The following is a 15,781-nucleotide window of genomic DNA, read 5'->3' as shown; positions in this document are numbered from 1 at the left end:
CTGACGGTAGAAATAAAAGTGCTTAAATAACCTAGAATATCAGCGAAAAAAGTACAAAATTAACATGTTTTATGGTAAAATTGAAGTATAATCATCAATTATCGGACAAGGAGAGATTTGACAAATGCCAACGGAGGATTTGAAGGCGAAAATCGAGCAGTTACAGGTTGAGCTTAACGCTGAGAACCAACGCGGAATGCTTAAGGACTCTTCTAAGGTGACCGACCTTGAGCAGCAGATTAACGAACTGACTCAGCAGCTCGAATCGGCACAACATGCGGAGGCTCAACAAGAGGCAACAAGTCAGGTAACAACGATATTTGACAATCTGGACTGGGAAGGCGTAGAGCCAAAGGAACTGTTCCTTAACTTTGGAGAAGACGCTGCAAAGGCTGCGTACGACTATGTATCAGGCGTAATCCAGAACGCATTTATCACCAGCAAACAGGCAGACCTTAACACGATCAAGGAGCTGCAAGACAAGCTTTCCACGCTGCAAGCCAAGTGTGACAACCTGGCTGGTGAGAATGCAGACCTGAAGCTTAAGGTTGCAGACGCCGAAAGCAAGCGTGACGCGGCAGCCGCAGAACTGGAAGAAGCGAAGGCAGAGATTGTACAGGTTAAAGGCTGGAATGATGATCTACAGAAGCAAATCGCAGTCGGAGCAGTGGCTGCAACTAAGGTTGTAGACGTAGAAGAATCGAAACAGAAGTACCTGGAAGAGCGTAAAAAGGCCGAGGAAGCAAAGCCGGTCATCTATGACGTTGAACCTTTGGACATTAAAGGATCGATGTTCAAGGCAAAGCTCGCGGAGACAGACGAGGAAATCACGTTTAAGTGGACCGAGAAGAACAAGTACCGGGAGGTAACCGCCGAACAGGCGAGCACGTTTCGATCCGAGTATCTTGCCAAGCAGCAAGAAGCCGAAGCAGCAGCGCAGACGGAACGTGATCATGCAGATAGCACACGGCCTGTGGACATGGAGGAACAGCCTGTAACGGTTCCGGCGTTTCAGGTCGAAGAAGCGGTTGACGGCGCAACCGGTGGACTGGATAAAACAGACGCTGGTGCATCAGTGGCAGATAAAACAGTTGAAGAAAGACTCCAAGCGCTTGAGCTAGCGGTATTTGGTAAGGTGGAGGCGGCGTAAGCTGCCTTTTCCATATCATGATAATCAATAGCATACGTATTGCTGAAGACGAAGGAACTTATGTGCTGTGCGGAAATATGCATTTGATGATTTACTTCGACGAAGAACGAAAAGGATGGTCCATCAACAGGCAAACTATCAAATCGTTTTGGCGCACGGAAGAATACAAGAAGATTGAGAGTTATCGAGAGGTCGCATTTATAACTTTGGAGCCATTGAAGGAGGGAGAACATGAACAAGGACAGGGTAATTGAAATACTCAACAACATGAGAAGTTACGAGTATGCAATAAAAAGCTCAGCAGGACATTATTCTGGACCTATGATGCCTTTGAAACTGGATGATCTAAACCGAAATCGAATGCCGGCAGATATGTGGGATCATGAAAGATACTCGCGCATTGTCAGCGTTACACGAGGAGCGATTGACGAGGTATTAAGTGACGACCAGCGAAAGGTTATCATGAACAAGTACATTGATCGTAATAAAATGTCCTTGAAGCAAATTGCCGAGAAGGAACATCGTGATCGCGGAACAATAAGCGTGTGGCATACTGAGGCCCTGAAGAGTTTGGCAGCTGCATTAAAACCGCTAGACGTGTATTTCCTGGACATTAACAACTTGGACGAATTCTTTGACAAAGGTATTATTCTCAATAAACCCGCATAAATCCAGCATTTTTCCCGCATAAAACTCACACAAAACCCGCATGTACAATGATAAAGTAGTAGTATAAGGAACTCGGGAATGGGCGCCGGTAGCTAAATGCGCAGTCGCCGCCCACTCGGTTTCTTTACAGTCTTCCCTCCTGGGGCATCCGATTCCCCGAATATAGGAATGTAACTCAGTTGGGAGAGTAAGTCAGCGAATCCCCGGTTCGATTCCGGGCCTATCGAGGATTGGAAAGTTGGTTCCAGCGGGCTGTGCGTGAGTTCGATCCTCACCATTCCTAATCATAGAGAGTAACGGTATACGCCGTTGCTCTTTTTGCATTTATCAAAAAAACAAGAAGAGGATGATGAAGATGAATGAAGTTAATGCTGCAAGGATTGACAAAGTTGTTGTGCTGGATGAAAAGATTGCAAGAGTAGAGGTGTTAATTCCAAAGGGATCTATTGAGATTGATTTTACCGGAGCTGCTAAGATTAGCACTCCAGACGGCGTGAGATATGAAAATTTAATCGAACCGGTTAAATATGATGCACGTACTGGAATGAATATTTATGAGCCATCGAGGACAGAGAAGATATCTCAGTATTGCATGCTGCTGTTTGAATCAAACAAATGTGGTCACAAGGTTGATGCTGAGATTGACGAAGCGCTTAAGGCATTCAAAGATGAGGCCGGTATTTAGCCGGTCTTTTCGTTTGAATAACTGATGCGATAAGGACGAAGGGCTACGATTCGACCGAATCAGCTTAGCGAAGCGGAGGCCGGATAGATTGATTCATTCAGAACGTTATTTATCTCTAGTTCTTATAGTTATGATCCTTATTTGTATATGGGTGGTGAGATAAGATGATCCTTTATCCAGATGGAAGAGTAGGAGGCACGCCGGAAGAGATTACAAAGTATATGGAAATTAAACAAGAAAAACCAAGAAAAACACACCCTATACCTGATGTTCCAATGCAACAACTAGGAGCAACAGTGAGAAGATCAGATGAACGCTATCCCGGAGGAGTCCACGGTCCGTACGCAACAAATGTACCTTCACAAGCACATTATGACGTAAATGCGAAAACAACGGCGGTGTGAGTCTCCAAATTTACGGGGGTTATATCGTAATTAAGTGCAAAGGTGGTGATAGTATGGCATTGACGGCCAAGATGATACGCTTTGCAGAGGAATACATCGTAGACCTCAATGCTACACAGGCAGCTATCAGAGCGGGGTACAGTGCAAAAACGGCAAAGCAAATAGGACAAGAAAACTTGACCAAACCTGACCTTCAAGAATATATCCAAAATTTAATGGATGAACGATCGAAACGTACTGAAATCACTGCTGATATGGTGTTGAAAGAATATGCAAAGCTCGGATTCAGCAATATTACAGACTATTTGAAGGTTGAAGAAACTGATGTTGTTATTGACTTTGTCGGTGAAGGAGAAAACAAGCAGCCTGTTATGCAACGTGTTCAGAACGTACGTATATTTGATACTGATACTATTTCCAGAACAAAACTTGATGCGGTAGCAGAAATCAAGCAAACAAAAGAAGGCATCGCGCTTAAGCTTCATGATAAGAAAGGTGCTCTTGATTCTATTGCGCGTCACCTGGGAATGTTCAGTGACAAGATCGAGGTGACCGGCACACTCACAATTGAGCAGTTGCTGGAACGCTTATGAGTACCGTTAGCTTAGATAAGCTGCGGAAACTCAAGACAGATTTTACGTATTACTCCCCACGTCTCTTGAAAATTCGAACCAAAGACGGTCAAATGAAGCCTCTGGAATTGAATACAATGCAACGCAAAATAGACGCTGCAATTGAAGCACAACGAGCAGCAAGCAAGCCAGTGAGGCTAATAATATTGAAATACCGGCAAGGCGGCGCGTCAACTTACACAGAGGGTCGTATCTTTCATGATACCAGCATGAATAAGCTGACAAATAGCCTAATCGTGGCGCATGAGGATGATGCTTCTACCAACTTGTTTAACATGTCGAAACTCTTCTATGACGAGCTACCTGATGAGTTAAAGCCGATGAAGAAGGCTTCGAATGCCAAAGAGGTTGTATTTGAGAATCCAACAATGGACCCGTCAGAGAAGAAACGCAATCCAGGTCTACGTAGCCGGATTAAAATCGCTTCTGCGAACAACATGGGTGCTGGACGTTCATCGACGATCCACAACCTACATGCTTCCGAAGTGGCGTTTTGGCGTGATGCAAAGACGCTTATGCTGGGATTGATGCAGGCGGTTCCGAACACACCGAACACGATGGTCATCCTGGAGAGTACAGCAAACGGGATCGGGGATTACTTTTACAATGAGTGGCAACGGGCCGTTAAAGGCGAGTCCGACTTCGTGCCGCTTTTTTTTGCGTGGTTCGAGGAACCAGGGTATGAAATGGATGTGCCTGATGGATTCCAACCTACCGCAGCTGAACTTAAGCTCATGGAGCAGTACCCAGAGATAACCTATCGGAAACTTGTTTGGCGGCGATGGTCTATCACAAACAACTGCGGCGGCGATGAAGAACTATTCAAGCAGGAGTATCCAAGTGACGACATGGAGGCATTTTTGGTATCTGGTCGCCCTAGATTCGCTGTTCCTGTATTGAGGGATTACCTGGTTCGGTGTACGCCTGGCATTATAGGCCACTTGGAGGACCATGGAGGACGGATACAGTTCATTCCTGATCCAAATGGTTTTCTTGAAGTTTGGGAGCGTCCGAAGAAGCATCTGGAATACTATATAGGCGGTGATGTGGCAAAAGGTTTGGAATCAGGAGACTATTCAGCCGCGCCCGTATTCAGCAACAAGTATGATCTAAGTGCTTTGTGGCATGGACATATCGACCCGGACCAGTATGCGGAACAACTTGCGATGCTGGGCCGGTGGTACAATGATGCTCTAATCGCGGTCGAAGAAAACAATCATGGACTGACCGTGCTAAATAAGCTCAAATTGAACTACGAGAATCTGTATTACCGCACAGATTACGACAAGCTAACCGACGAGGAAAAGAAGGAACTCGGCTGGTGGAGCAGTGAGCAGACAAAGCGCCTAGCCGTAGATACGATGGCTCGCTTGCTGAGAGAGAAGAAATTGGGCATAAAATCAAAGTTGTTGATCAGTGAGTGCTTAACTTACGTCCGAGATGCCAAGGGAGCTACAAATGCCCAAGAAGGCAGCCACGACGATACGGTAATGGCGTCAGCGATCATCCTGCATGTCATGGAGACGCATGCGGTTCCGGTGCAGGACATCGCTGTTCCAGAAAAGCAACATACAGAACAGGATAATTACAGTGTGATAAATGGAGTACGGAAGCATGTCAGCGAAATTGAAGATGAAGCCAATCGCCCTGACAGAGAGGCTGACGACGAGGCGAGTTGGTTTAGGAGGATGGGATGGTAATGGCGATCGACAGCACAAAGAATTTGGGGATAAAACGCACAATGACGGCTAAATTGTTTCTGCAAAAGCTTGCTGAGAGCTTAGAAGAGAGCATAGACAAGGATAGCAATACACTCACCATTACGGGTGACTTCGTCAAGGAAGTGGCAGAAAGCTTGTATCAAATATCAGAGGGGATGGTCAAATGACCGCACTCATAACTTTCATATGCCTAACACTAGCATCGGCTACTACAGCCGGTGCTTTTGTGTATGGCCGGCAGATCGGATATACCAAGCGCGACAATGAGCAACTTAGAGAGGAACTTAAAGTGGCTAATGAGCAGAATGCACAACTGTCGGTCGAAATGTTTCAGATGGAAGCGCAAATCAAGCAGGAACGTCACGACAATCAGCGTGTGAGTCAGAGCGGCTGGGACCCAGGAATGATGGATAACCGAAGATAGGGGGTGACAACGTGGCAGATGCCATTAATGATAAGCCGGTAGACAACATGGACCAATCGCTCCAGGACAGTCGTACTAAGCTGTTTCAGACGGAAAAAGAGACGAAAGAAGCGTTGCGGGCGCAACAGCTCTTTAATGGCGCATGGCTGGCAAAGCAGAACATTGGGTTAAACGAGAGAATGCGAAAGTGTGATGATTACTACCACGGGAGACAGGTATTTCAGCAGTCGGCTGATGACCCGGGAAGCAATACAAACATCATTAAGCCCATCATTGACAGCCAGATCGCCGAACTGGTAGATAAGACAGAGGACGTTCAGGCGCGTGGGATTGAACTTTCGGATGAACTGTACTCTACCCAAGTACAGCACATGATGGATTACATCATGGATCACAACAAGTACAAGCAAAAGCTGGAACTAGCCGAGCATGACCGGCTGGAGCTTGGCACATCCATATACAAGGTATACTTTGACGACGACGCATTGGATGGAAGAGGGCTTCCGACGTTTGATGTCGTTAACCCGGCAAACTTCTTCCCTGATCCCAAAATAACGGCTTATTACCAACTGCAAGAAGCTGAGTTTGTGATACACGCCATGTGGAAGCCTCTGAGTTGGTTCAGAAGTTCATTCAAGGATCGCGGTAAATACGTGCAGCGTCAGGTACAGGTGCTCTATGATCCGAAGATTTACGATGGTGATCACCTGGATGAGTCGGATTATACGACCTCACAACGTGCGCTGCTCCTGGAATGCTACATGAAGGACGACGATGGAAAACTGTACTGCCTGAGTGTGGCTCAGAACATCATATTGCAAGACACACGCAAGGAAAAAGTCAAGCTTCAGCGCCGCAACATGTATCCATTCGTGGTCATACCGTGCTACCCGCAGAGAGGTATTCTCTGGGGTCAGGGAGATGTTGAGTTGTTAATCCCTACCCAAGATACCGTCAACGACTTAGACGACCAGATACGAATTAACGCCCGTCTGATGGGCAATCCGCAGATTGTGTTCGGCATAGGCGCAGGTCGTGGATTTGATCCACATAAATGGACGGCTGTACCAGGTCTGAGAGTGCCCATGCGCGACCCAACCGCATTCCGGGTAGTAGAGGCACGGCAAGTATCTCCTGACGTTGTAGTACGGCGCGAGAAGGCATTTCAAGAGGCTGACCTGATATCTGGTCGTCCAGACGTCACGCGTGGTGAGCAGCCATCTGGTATTACGGCATTCCGGGCTATAAGCGCATTGCAGCAAGCCGGACAAAAAGGAGTCATCCACAAAAAGGAAATGTTCCGAGCTGGATTTAACGAAGTGCTTAAGCTTCTTTATGACGAAATGATTGAGAACTGGGACACTGAAATGTGGGTGCGGATCGAAGGCAAACAGCCTGACTTTCAGTTTTATGACCCACGGGAGCTAAAAAAAATTCCGCAGATGATCCCGAATGAAATGTACGATCCTAACAGCGACGAGCCATTACCGCAGCATATCGCGCTGACGGACGAAGAAGGCAAGCCGATTACCCGGGATGCAGAGTTTGACCTGTCGATTAGCATTGGAGATGGTTTGCCTAACGATAAGGCGTTTATCTTTGATATGATCGTAGACCTTGCAAAGATGGCCGTTGAGGGCAAGCCGGTTATCTTCTGGTCAGAACTCCGGGATTACCTGCGTGAAGAAGTTGGCATCCCGCTTAAAGATGAGCATGACATGCAGCAGGAACAGCAGATGTTACCTGGACAAGATCCAAATGCCATGCCTCCTGATATGATGCAGCAAGGATTACCGCCACAAATGCCACAAGGTATGCCGCAACAGATGCCTCCACAGGTGATGCAGCAAATGATGCAAGCACAGCCGCAGAACGTGATTCCAATGCCGCAGCAAGGAGGTGCGCCAATTGCTAATCAATTCTAACACGCACTTATCGCATGAAATGTCTGCACAAGAGGAAACGATGTGGCTGCACTTCCTGAGTGGCGATCCTATGTTCAAGGATTTCATCGAGAATCAGCGAAAATGGGGAGAAAATCCATTCTCCCGCGTTGGATCGCAGCCCATATGCCCGAAATGTGAGCGTCCAGGTTTCCACCACCATGGAGGAATGGTGTGTTCTACATGCGGTTATAACGGGCCAGTACAGCTTAAGACCAGAGACTACCTTAAAGAAGGATGGTGGAAGTAGTGGCTAAAGGCAGTCAAGCGAAGTTCAAGGAAATGCGGAACAATCTTCAAAGCGAAGCAATGAAGCGGTATGAAGCATCTGCTGCTGATAAAAAGATGGATAAGAAAATGGGCACAAAAGAAGGTAGCAAGGTTGATTTGAAATCTGACAAAAAAGGCTTAGAAGCAAAGAAGAAAAAGAAATAGGGGGTAATCGTATGAGTGAAACAAAGAAACCAGAGGTTTGCGGTCCGGGTAGTGTGAAGTCCGGCGGAAAAACGTATGACAGTTCGGCTGGAAGAAAAGGAATGCGGCAAACTTACAAGGAAACAGGCAAGCCGGGAAGTGGAAAGAAGTGAAAAAGCAGCTAATCATCGAAATTGATTATGTTGATGGTAGCATTGATTACCAAAACATTGACCACCTCACTTACTCCGAAGCGCTTGGAATGATGGAATTCGTAAAATTGTTGATCACAAAAGATTTTTTGGAGGAAGCGAAAGAGGTGTAACCCATGTTCGGCGTATATGAATTTCCTTGGGGAACTGCTGTTAAAAACGAGGACACTGGAGAATGGACAAACGTGTTTAAGTCACCTGATGGTGAAGAAATTGTGGTTGAAGGATTAAATGTTATGGTCGATAGCGCAGGAGTACATTTTTGTGAAAGTATAAATTAATCAGGGCGTTCGCAGAGCAGCGGCGCCCTTTTTCATGCCCACATTTGGTGGTGACCTACCGGGAATAGTCCGGGATCGGGCGATAGCTGGTTGATGCCGTCCAGCACAAAGGAGGGTTTACAATGCCAACATTAGATGATTTCAGAAACAACTCGGGCGAATTTGCGGAAGAACCCGCAGCAGAGCATGATGCCGATGCTCAAATTGAGGAACATCAAGAGCAGGAAGACGAGGTCGAAGACGCACCAGAAGATACACCTTCTGACGACGACTACGATCCTGAACCTGACGCAGAAGTAGAACCAGATGCCGAACTATCTCCAAAGGAGAAAACGGCATTTGAGAAGCGTATGGATCGTGAGAGACGCAAGCTAGAAGAGAAACTGTCCAAGCAGTATGAAGACAAGTACTCCAAGCACAAGCGAGTTATTGATCAGCTTGGAGGTGACCCTGATGTAATCGAGCAGCGACTCAAAGAAAACCAGATTGTCCAGGAAGCGAATCGACTTGCTGAACAAAACGGATGGGATGATCAACAGTACAACTGGTACATCGGTCAGCAGCAGCAACGTCTGCAACAAGAACAGCTTCAAAAGGAATTGGCTGATCTTCGAATCGCGAATCAGATCAATGAACTGCGCGACAATCCGGAATTTTCGGGAATCACATCCATGCGCAAAGAGATTTCGGACATTGTTTCACGGTCGAACGGCACACTCAACGTAGAACAGGCGTATTGGGCGCTTGGAGGCTCTAAACGAGTGCAGCAGACTAAACGTGAGACAGAGCAGAGAGCGGCCTTACATCGCCGTCAACGCGTTGTGGCTACAGATGCACCAGCAGCAGCAAGCACTGAAAAGGCTATTCCAGCACAAATTCTTTCCCAGGCTGCTGCAATGGGCATGAGTGCCGCAGAAGTACGCGAACTGATGGCATTCGAAGGTATCAACAACATCAACGACTACCGGAAGTCAAAGAAAAAATAGGAGGTTTTAAACCATGGCAATCATCCCTTACGTCCTTCGCCGTATTGGATCGGGAGATAACAACCCTGACATTGAAACATTCGACGTTACTGCAAGTGCAAGCATCACAGCAGGTAACTTTGTGGTAGCAACGTCCGGCCTACTGGCTAACGCCGTTGCTGCAACAACTGGAACTATTGTGGGCCTGTCTAACTTCACACTGGCTAATGGAGGTTCGGCTACGACAACCAAGAACTACCCGGTTGTTCTGGCTAAAAACGCGGTGATTCGCATGAACTTCACCAATGCCGGTACAAAGAAAACATTCACGGCAGCAGACCTGTATGGTACGCAATTCGGCCTGAGTGATGCCGTTACGCTTAACCCGGACGATACCACAGGCGGATTCCTGCAAGTCGTAGGTTATGACAACACCAAGCTTACCGTAGACGTCGTGGTTGCATCCGCAGCCCAATACCTCGTATAAGGAGTGAACGAACATGCCGAACCCTATGCAGACTAATCAGTTCCAGGACGTATTCCTCAAAAAAATTGACCGCGTATTCTTCGAAGCATACGACGAAGAGCCGGAACAATGGTCCCAATATCTGAATGACAAAACATCGAGCCAGTACGCTGAAATTGTACAGCGTTACGCTGGTACAACAAACTGGGCGAAGAAGAACGAACTGGTCAATCCAGAAAGCCAGTCTTTCAAACTTGCTGACCTGATCGTGACCAATCACCAGCCGTGGTCGATTCACATCGAAATGTCTCGCGAACTGTATGACGACTTCAAGTTCAACGAAGTCGAGAATATGACGAAGGATGCAGGGCACGGCGCGCGCAACACAGTTGAAACGAACAGCGCTCAAATCCTTGATGGTGCATTCACCACAAACATATATGATGGCGTACCGCTTATCTCTGCATCGCATCCAAACCGTGGTGCACAAGGCGGCACACAATCCAACCTTGCTTCCGGTCCGTTGAATGACACCAACCTGAAAGCCGGAATCGTGCTGTTCCGTACACAAAAGGATGAAGGCGGAAAGCAGATCATGCAGCGTCCATCCAAACTGGTCATAAACCAGGCGCTGCAATTTACGGCGGCTGAAGTCATTCAATCGGCGCTTAAGTCCGGAACGGCAAACAATGACGCGAACACTCTCCCTGCCCTGAAGATCGTGGACTTGCTGTTTACCTCCAGCCAAACGGCATGGTTCCTGCAAGCGAACCGTCACCAAATGCAGCACTACTGGCGTGTACCGGTTGAGTTCCGTCGCCGGCCTAACATGACGGACAACATGGCGTGGGTATGGGACGGATACTTCCGCGACTCCTACGCCATCGAAGACTGGAGAGGCATTGTCGGTTCGACCGGCCTGTAAGGAGGACATAATATGTCGAGTACAGGAACAACTAACTATACCGGGTTGGCTTTAGGCGGAAATGATCTTTTTACTGCTGTCATTAACGCTACAACAACATTTGATCCGGCTTCGCTTGCCACATATACCGGTTCTACATCCTCTGCGATCACAGTCGCAGGAGCAGCGCTAGGCGACTTTGTCCTGGTTACTGCTCCGTATGACCAGAGCGGAGTGATTGCAACCGGTTATGTTACGGCAGCGAATACAGTCAAAATCACGGTGTTCAATGCAACTGCTGGCACAGTGGACCTTGCATCCGGCACCTGGAAAATCAAAGTGCTGAAAGGATGATTCCGATGGATCAACGCAGCACATGGGTCGGTGCTGATGCACCAAGCAAAAAGATTCAGCACATCGCACTTCAGCGAACCAATGACAAGATGGACGCAGCTGCCAAAGAGGGCGTAAAACTGTGGAATCTCATGGTAAATACGCTCCGCGATAACGGACTGATGGAAGAAAAGTAACAGAAGAGGGGCTATCACGGCCCCTCTTTTTTCATAAGGAGGCCAATATGGACCACTTCCAGGATACAACTCCGGATAACCGGTGGAAGAATGATCTGCTCCGGGAACTTCGGGAACTCAATAAACACTTCAGGGACATGAAGCAGACAAATGAAGATCCACAGGAATTCGCAGAAACGACAGTACGGCCACAAAAACGACCATATAAGCGCAGAGAGGTGAGCTAAATGTCCATTATTTCAAACACATATCAAGGAGCAGTTACAGTAACTCCAAGTGACACAGTAAACCTCATTTTCAAGAATGGTACTCCTTACGGCAAGGCTGTGTATGTAGGTGGAACGGGTGATATCTCCGCGCTTATGGCAGATGGAACAACAGCAATATTCAAGGCGGTCCCTGTTGGCACCATTTATATTGGCGTTCAGCGTATCAATGCTACTGGAACCACAGCAACGAACCTTGTAGCGCTTTATTAAGGCGGTGATATCATGCAAAAGGTAAGCGAACTGACAAGCTCCAAGATTGGTAATACACTGTCCAATATAAAAAACTGGGGTGATTTATTCCTTAATGTTGGAGAATATGGAATATACCCAGATGGAACGGACGTTACAATTAAACTTCAGCAACTTGTTAACTTGGCTGTTTCTACTGGAAGGACTGCTATTGTATTCCCTTTAGGTGTATACACAGTAACATCAATCAATGGCGATTCAAGCGTAACTTACTTCGGAGATGGAGTTTCATTCACCGGAGGATACACCAAAAAGGTGTACAGTATGGGAAGTATTGTTTCAATAACCGAAAGTATGCCATACAACGTAAATCGACAAGCGTTGATAAACGGTAATCTTGACGTATGGCAACGAGGTGGCGTATTTTCTGGTCCACCAGCATCGAGTGGATACGGACCTGACCGCTGGAATGCCAATGCTAATGCAGACGGTGGTACTTTCCCTTCTGTTACACGGACAAGACTTGAAGTTTCTCCTGGAGATTTGGATGGCAGCTCTTATTATATGCGTATATCAACAAATGGCGCCGGGAGCGGATTCGGGGCTAACGCTGAATACAGCATCAGGCAGGTTGTTGAGAATGGGGTAAGGCTCTTAGCTGGTGCAGGTAAAAAGGTTACTTTGAGTTTCTGGGCAAGAAGTTCATTAACCAATAAAAAAATCGGAGCACGACTGTATCAATTTTATGGATACACCGGTTCTCCAAGCCCGGCAGAGATTTTGAATGGAACTCACTGGACACTCACTCCCGCCTGGACAAAATACAGTCATACATTTACGATGAATAGCTTGTCTGGGAAAACATTCGGAAGCGATGGAAATGACTTGATTGGCTTGGATATCTTTCTGATGTGGGGATCTGCAAACGCTGCTGGTGTAGGAGATACCGTTGCAGAGACATTTGTTGGGAATGGTGGGGTAGATATCACTCGTATTCAACTTTGCGCCGGTGATATAGACTTACCTTTTCAACCTAAAAGTTATTCCGAAGAACTTCGTTTATGTCAGCGGTACTACGATCTTCTGACACCGTATTACTACACACAAATCGGTATGGGAATATCGGCTGCTTCGAACACCGTGTTTATCACATTCCCGGTAAATGTAAGATCACGTACTAGTCCAACATATAAATTTACAGGAAGTTTTTCGCTTGTTGTTGGCAGTACAGAATACACGATTCAGGCGGCTGATGTAACAGTTTCAACGGTATCACAATATGGAGGACAAATTCAAATATCAGGAGCAGGCATGCCGACTATCGCAGCTGGATTGCCCGTGAAATTACGCGGTAATGCTGATTCGTTTGCGGCGATGGATGCCGAATTATAGAAGGAGGCGCGATATGTTTGGGTATAGTCACTACATCCGTGTGGACTCTGGAGGAAATGTCATCCACACATTTTCGTCTGCCTTCGAGCAGCAGATGGAAGGAGATATTCTTGTCGCTGAAGATGCCGGTAGACATTACAATCCTGATCTCTGGTACAACGCTGTTATCCCACGACTACAATATGTAAATGGAGAGCTGAAAGAGCGTACAGAAGACGAACTAAGTGTCCTATGGTCGCAGTATCTGGATGAACACCCATTTCCCAAAAGTCAGGAAGAAGAAATAGCAGAACTCAAACAACTAGTTGCTGACCTTGCCAGCCTTCAACTGGGGGTGTAATGGATGGACGAGCGTATATTGCGTCTATATCGGTTTTTATTCCAGATGGGGAGAATTACCTTAGACGAAATACAGGAGCCGTATAAGTCTGCTTTGTAGAAAGGAGGAACAATATGGCTTCATATCAAGACATACTGAACGATGTGAATCTGAGATACCGAAATACGTTCAGCAATGCTCAGAAGATTGTATGGATGAACGAAGAACTACGTGAATTGTTCGACGTTCTGGAGATAGATTCGCCTCCGTATGCTTTTACCACAGTCCTGGATAATAATTATTATCCGTTCCCGGATGGCCTTGATTTCACCAAGATCAAAGTGGTGAACATGGAGATTGACGAAACATCGCCTGAACCTACATTCCAAGAAGTACCGATGAAGCGAAACGACGATAATGTGTTTTCCGGAAATGCGCCATGGTACACGATCGTATCCAATGCGATGTTCCTTTATTACCCGGGAGGCGTTCCTGATGGAATGGCCGTGTACATTTACCTTGACTCTGAGCCGATAGAAGTCACTGAATCCATATTAAGCTCAACTCCTGATCTGCCAACGAAGTACCATGAAATATTGAAATTCGGCATACTGAAACGCATGGCTTCTGCTCGCAAAGATGTGGTCATGAAAAACAACTATGAAGCTGACTATCAGGAAAAAATCGCAGATGTTTTATGGAGCAGAAGGATTAAGGAACCAGAATTTACGCAACCCACTTCACCGACTACATTCCGCAATCATTCGCGTGTAATTAATGGATGGTGATCTCATGGCTCAATGGTCAACATATCCGAAAGGGATTGATACCCGCGGGGATAACCGTGTAGAAACGAAGCTAACAGGCGGCGTATACACAGGGATCAACTCTTTTGACATTAAAGATAACCAATCCGTCAATGAGTACGGATGGGATACGGACGAATTTTTTCCTGCAAAGTCTACAGCACTCGGACCAACTGCATATGGATCAAGCGGCGGCGCGATAACCAGATTGCTTACCTCATTCGGTAATGTGCATATGGTTCGCGCCGTTGGTGCGAAATTGCAGTATGACAACGCTGGAACATGGACGGATATCGCTGGTACTTACACCAATACGGTGTGGCAATCGGCAAACTTCGATGTAGGTGGAGCAGCGCTTATTCTAACGAACGGTACGGACACGGTGAAGTATTGGAACGGATCGTCTTTGCAAGACCTCACAGCAGCTCCTAAAGGCCGTATAATCGCCGCCGACAACCTGCGTGTGTTCATTTCTGGTGTGACTGGGGAGAACGGCGATGAAATCCATTACAGTGCTTTCCAGAATGCTACAGATTGGAGCAGCGCGGAAAACTCAGGCATTGTCCAGTATTACACGGCAAACGGTGGTCCGCTAACGGCTATGATTGCGTTCGGTGGTCAGATATGGGTGTTCAAAAAAGATTCATTCGCCCTGATTTACCATACAGGAGACGCAAGGGCGTTCTACCGTCTTGTACCATCGTCTGACAATATCGGATGCATTAATTCCAATACGCTCGTTGATATGGGCAGCGCGCTGATGTGGCTTGCTAGTGACGATGTGTATATTGGCGCAGCTGGATCGGCTAATCGTATTGGTGAACCGGTGCGCACGTTCATCAATCGCATTAACCAGTCAGCGATAGGAAACGCATGTGCTTTCTCTGACGGCATACGTTACTACCTGTGCTTACCTATTGACGGATCCACATACCCGAATATTCGCCTGGTATACGACCAACGATTCCAAATCTGGAGCGTGTCCAGGATAAATGAGAATTTTCTATTTGGCATCAACTTCAACGACAAAGTATATGCTGCTGATTCATCCGGACAGACGTTCAACGTTAAAGGTGGACCCACATCCAGTACAAGCATGGTGGAAACAAAGGACTTTGATCGGTCTGAGGCCGAGAAGGAATACGATCAAATGCATCTTCAATACTATGCGAACTCTGGAACGTCCCTAACAATTCAGGTGAGCGTTGACCAAGGGACAACCTGGTACACCGTAGGGGACCCGATAACAGCCTCTGCATCGGCGCAGAATCAGAACGTCATTATTCCGCTCGATGTGGTTCCACTTGCAAACTGGATACGATTCCGGTTTATCGTTACCGGCACATTCCGGCTGTACGGATTCGAACGGTGGTTCAAGACACATCCAGTCCAATATTAGGAGGTAA

Annotated in this window: 23 protein-coding genes and 1 tRNA gene; all 24 read left to right on the top strand. The window is 46.9% G+C overall.

Features of this window, described 5'->3' with window-relative positions:
* Window positions 1-124: 124 nt before the first annotated feature.
* The 24 genes from KIH86_RS24125 (at window position 125) to KIH86_RS24010 (ending at window position 15,774) form a co-directional block, all read left to right on the top strand.
* Window positions 125-1,150 carry a hypothetical protein gene (locus tag KIH86_RS24125; protein WP_223085934.1) on the top strand — a complete coding sequence of 342 codons (1,026 nt, stop codon included), beginning with the start codon at window positions 125-127 and terminating at the stop codon, window positions 1,148-1,150.
* A gap of 231 nt (window positions 1,151-1,381) precedes the next feature.
* Entirely contained in the window at window positions 1,382-1,819 is a 438-nt protein-coding gene (locus KIH86_RS24120) for a sigma-70 RNA polymerase sigma factor region 4 domain-containing protein (RefSeq protein ID WP_223085933.1), read from the top strand.
* Between the two features lie 164 nt (window positions 1,820-1,983).
* A tRNA-OTHER gene (locus KIH86_RS24115) sits at window positions 1,984-2,102 on the top strand.
* 72 nt (window positions 2,103-2,174) lie between these two features.
* Window positions 2,175-2,504 carry a hypothetical protein gene (locus tag KIH86_RS24110; protein WP_223085932.1) on the top strand — a complete coding sequence of 110 codons (330 nt, stop codon included), beginning with the start codon at window positions 2,175-2,177 and terminating at the stop codon, window positions 2,502-2,504.
* Window positions 2,505-2,668: 164 nt separating this feature from the next.
* A complete protein-coding gene (locus KIH86_RS24105) occupies window positions 2,669-2,908 on the top strand; it encodes a hypothetical protein (RefSeq protein WP_223085931.1) in 240 nt (79 codons plus the stop codon).
* 53 nt (window positions 2,909-2,961) lie between these two features.
* The gene (locus KIH86_RS24100) at window positions 2,962-3,501 is read left to right on the top strand and encodes a terminase small subunit (RefSeq protein ID WP_223085930.1); all 540 of its coding nucleotides are present in this window, start codon (window positions 2,962-2,964) and stop codon (window positions 3,499-3,501) included.
* Complete coding sequence (locus tag KIH86_RS24095) at window positions 3,498-5,240, top strand: phage terminase large subunit family protein (protein ID WP_223085929.1); 1,743 nt, start codon at window positions 3,498-3,500, stop codon at window positions 5,238-5,240. Before KIH86_RS24100 ends, KIH86_RS24095 begins: the two co-directional genes overlap by 4 nt.
* The gene (locus KIH86_RS24090; protein ID WP_223085928.1) at window positions 5,240-5,428 is read left to right on the top strand and encodes a hypothetical protein; all 189 of its coding nucleotides are present in this window, start codon (window positions 5,240-5,242) and stop codon (window positions 5,426-5,428) included. The genes KIH86_RS24095 and KIH86_RS24090 overlap by 1 nt, the downstream gene beginning before the upstream one ends.
* Window positions 5,425-5,685, top strand: coding sequence for a hypothetical protein (locus KIH86_RS24085; protein WP_223085927.1), 261 nt, complete (start codon window positions 5,425-5,427; stop codon window positions 5,683-5,685). Before KIH86_RS24090 ends, KIH86_RS24085 begins: the two co-directional genes overlap by 4 nt.
* Before the next feature lie 11 nt (window positions 5,686-5,696).
* Window positions 5,697-7,610, top strand: a complete 1,914-nt coding sequence (locus KIH86_RS24080; RefSeq protein WP_223085926.1) for a portal protein — start codon at window positions 5,697-5,699, stop codon at window positions 7,608-7,610.
* A gap of 267 nt (window positions 7,611-7,877) precedes the next feature.
* Window positions 7,878-8,063: a hypothetical protein gene (locus KIH86_RS24075; RefSeq protein ID WP_223085925.1), complete on the top strand. Its 186-nt coding sequence runs from the start codon at window positions 7,878-7,880 to the stop codon at window positions 8,061-8,063.
* A gap of 11 nt (window positions 8,064-8,074) precedes the next feature.
* A complete protein-coding gene (locus KIH86_RS24070) occupies window positions 8,075-8,215 on the top strand; it encodes a hypothetical protein (protein WP_223085924.1) in 141 nt (46 codons plus the stop codon).
* Complete coding sequence (locus KIH86_RS24065) at window positions 8,212-8,367, top strand: hypothetical protein (RefSeq protein ID WP_223085923.1); 156 nt, start codon at window positions 8,212-8,214, stop codon at window positions 8,365-8,367. Before KIH86_RS24070 ends, KIH86_RS24065 begins: the two co-directional genes overlap by 4 nt.
* Window positions 8,368-8,370: 3 nt before the next feature.
* Window positions 8,371-8,535 carry a hypothetical protein gene (locus KIH86_RS24060; protein ID WP_223085922.1) on the top strand — a complete coding sequence of 55 codons (165 nt, stop codon included), beginning with the start codon at window positions 8,371-8,373 and terminating at the stop codon, window positions 8,533-8,535.
* 122 nt (window positions 8,536-8,657) lie between these two features.
* Complete coding sequence (locus KIH86_RS24055) at window positions 8,658-9,521, top strand: hypothetical protein (protein ID WP_223085921.1); 864 nt, start codon at window positions 8,658-8,660, stop codon at window positions 9,519-9,521.
* Window positions 9,522-9,534: 13 nt separating this feature from the next.
* On the top strand, window positions 9,535-9,987 hold the full coding sequence (locus tag KIH86_RS24050) for a hypothetical protein (RefSeq protein ID WP_223085920.1): 453 nt from the start codon (window positions 9,535-9,537) through the stop codon (window positions 9,985-9,987).
* A 25-nt stretch (window positions 9,988-10,012) separates the two neighbouring features.
* Window positions 10,013-10,891, top strand: a complete 879-nt coding sequence (locus KIH86_RS24045; protein WP_223110699.1) for a Mu-like prophage major head subunit gpT family protein — start codon at window positions 10,013-10,015, stop codon at window positions 10,889-10,891.
* A 12-nt stretch (window positions 10,892-10,903) separates the two neighbouring features.
* Entirely contained in the window at window positions 10,904-11,224 is a 321-nt protein-coding gene (locus KIH86_RS24040; RefSeq protein ID WP_223085918.1) for a hypothetical protein, read from the top strand.
* Between the two features lie 5 nt (window positions 11,225-11,229).
* The gene (locus tag KIH86_RS24035) at window positions 11,230-11,400 is read left to right on the top strand and encodes a hypothetical protein (protein WP_223085917.1); all 171 of its coding nucleotides are present in this window, start codon (window positions 11,230-11,232) and stop codon (window positions 11,398-11,400) included.
* A 227-nt stretch (window positions 11,401-11,627) separates the two neighbouring features.
* Window positions 11,628-11,879 carry a spike base protein, RCAP_Rcc01079 family gene (locus KIH86_RS24030; RefSeq protein WP_223085916.1) on the top strand — a complete coding sequence of 84 codons (252 nt, stop codon included), beginning with the start codon at window positions 11,628-11,630 and terminating at the stop codon, window positions 11,877-11,879.
* 12 nt (window positions 11,880-11,891) lie between these two features.
* Window positions 11,892-13,250: a pectate lyase family protein gene (locus KIH86_RS24025; protein WP_223085915.1), complete on the top strand. Its 1,359-nt coding sequence runs from the start codon at window positions 11,892-11,894 to the stop codon at window positions 13,248-13,250.
* A 13-nt stretch (window positions 13,251-13,263) separates the two neighbouring features.
* The gene (locus tag KIH86_RS24020) at window positions 13,264-13,590 is read left to right on the top strand and encodes a hypothetical protein (RefSeq protein ID WP_223085914.1); all 327 of its coding nucleotides are present in this window, start codon (window positions 13,264-13,266) and stop codon (window positions 13,588-13,590) included.
* 113 nt (window positions 13,591-13,703) lie between these two features.
* Window positions 13,704-14,357, top strand: a complete 654-nt coding sequence (locus KIH86_RS24015) for a phage adaptor protein (RefSeq protein ID WP_223085913.1) — start codon at window positions 13,704-13,706, stop codon at window positions 14,355-14,357.
* Complete coding sequence (locus tag KIH86_RS24010; protein WP_223110697.1) at window positions 14,347-15,774, top strand: hypothetical protein; 1,428 nt, start codon at window positions 14,347-14,349, stop codon at window positions 15,772-15,774. The genes KIH86_RS24015 and KIH86_RS24010 overlap by 11 nt, the downstream gene beginning before the upstream one ends.
* Window positions 15,775-15,781: the final 7 nt, after the last annotated feature.

It is taken from the genome of Paenibacillus sinensis (assembly GCF_019904155.1).
Taxonomy (GTDB): Bacteria; Bacillota; Bacilli; order Paenibacillales; family Paenibacillaceae; genus Paenibacillus_AQ; species Paenibacillus_AQ sinensis.
This window is presented reverse-complemented; position numbering and strand designations above follow the sequence as displayed.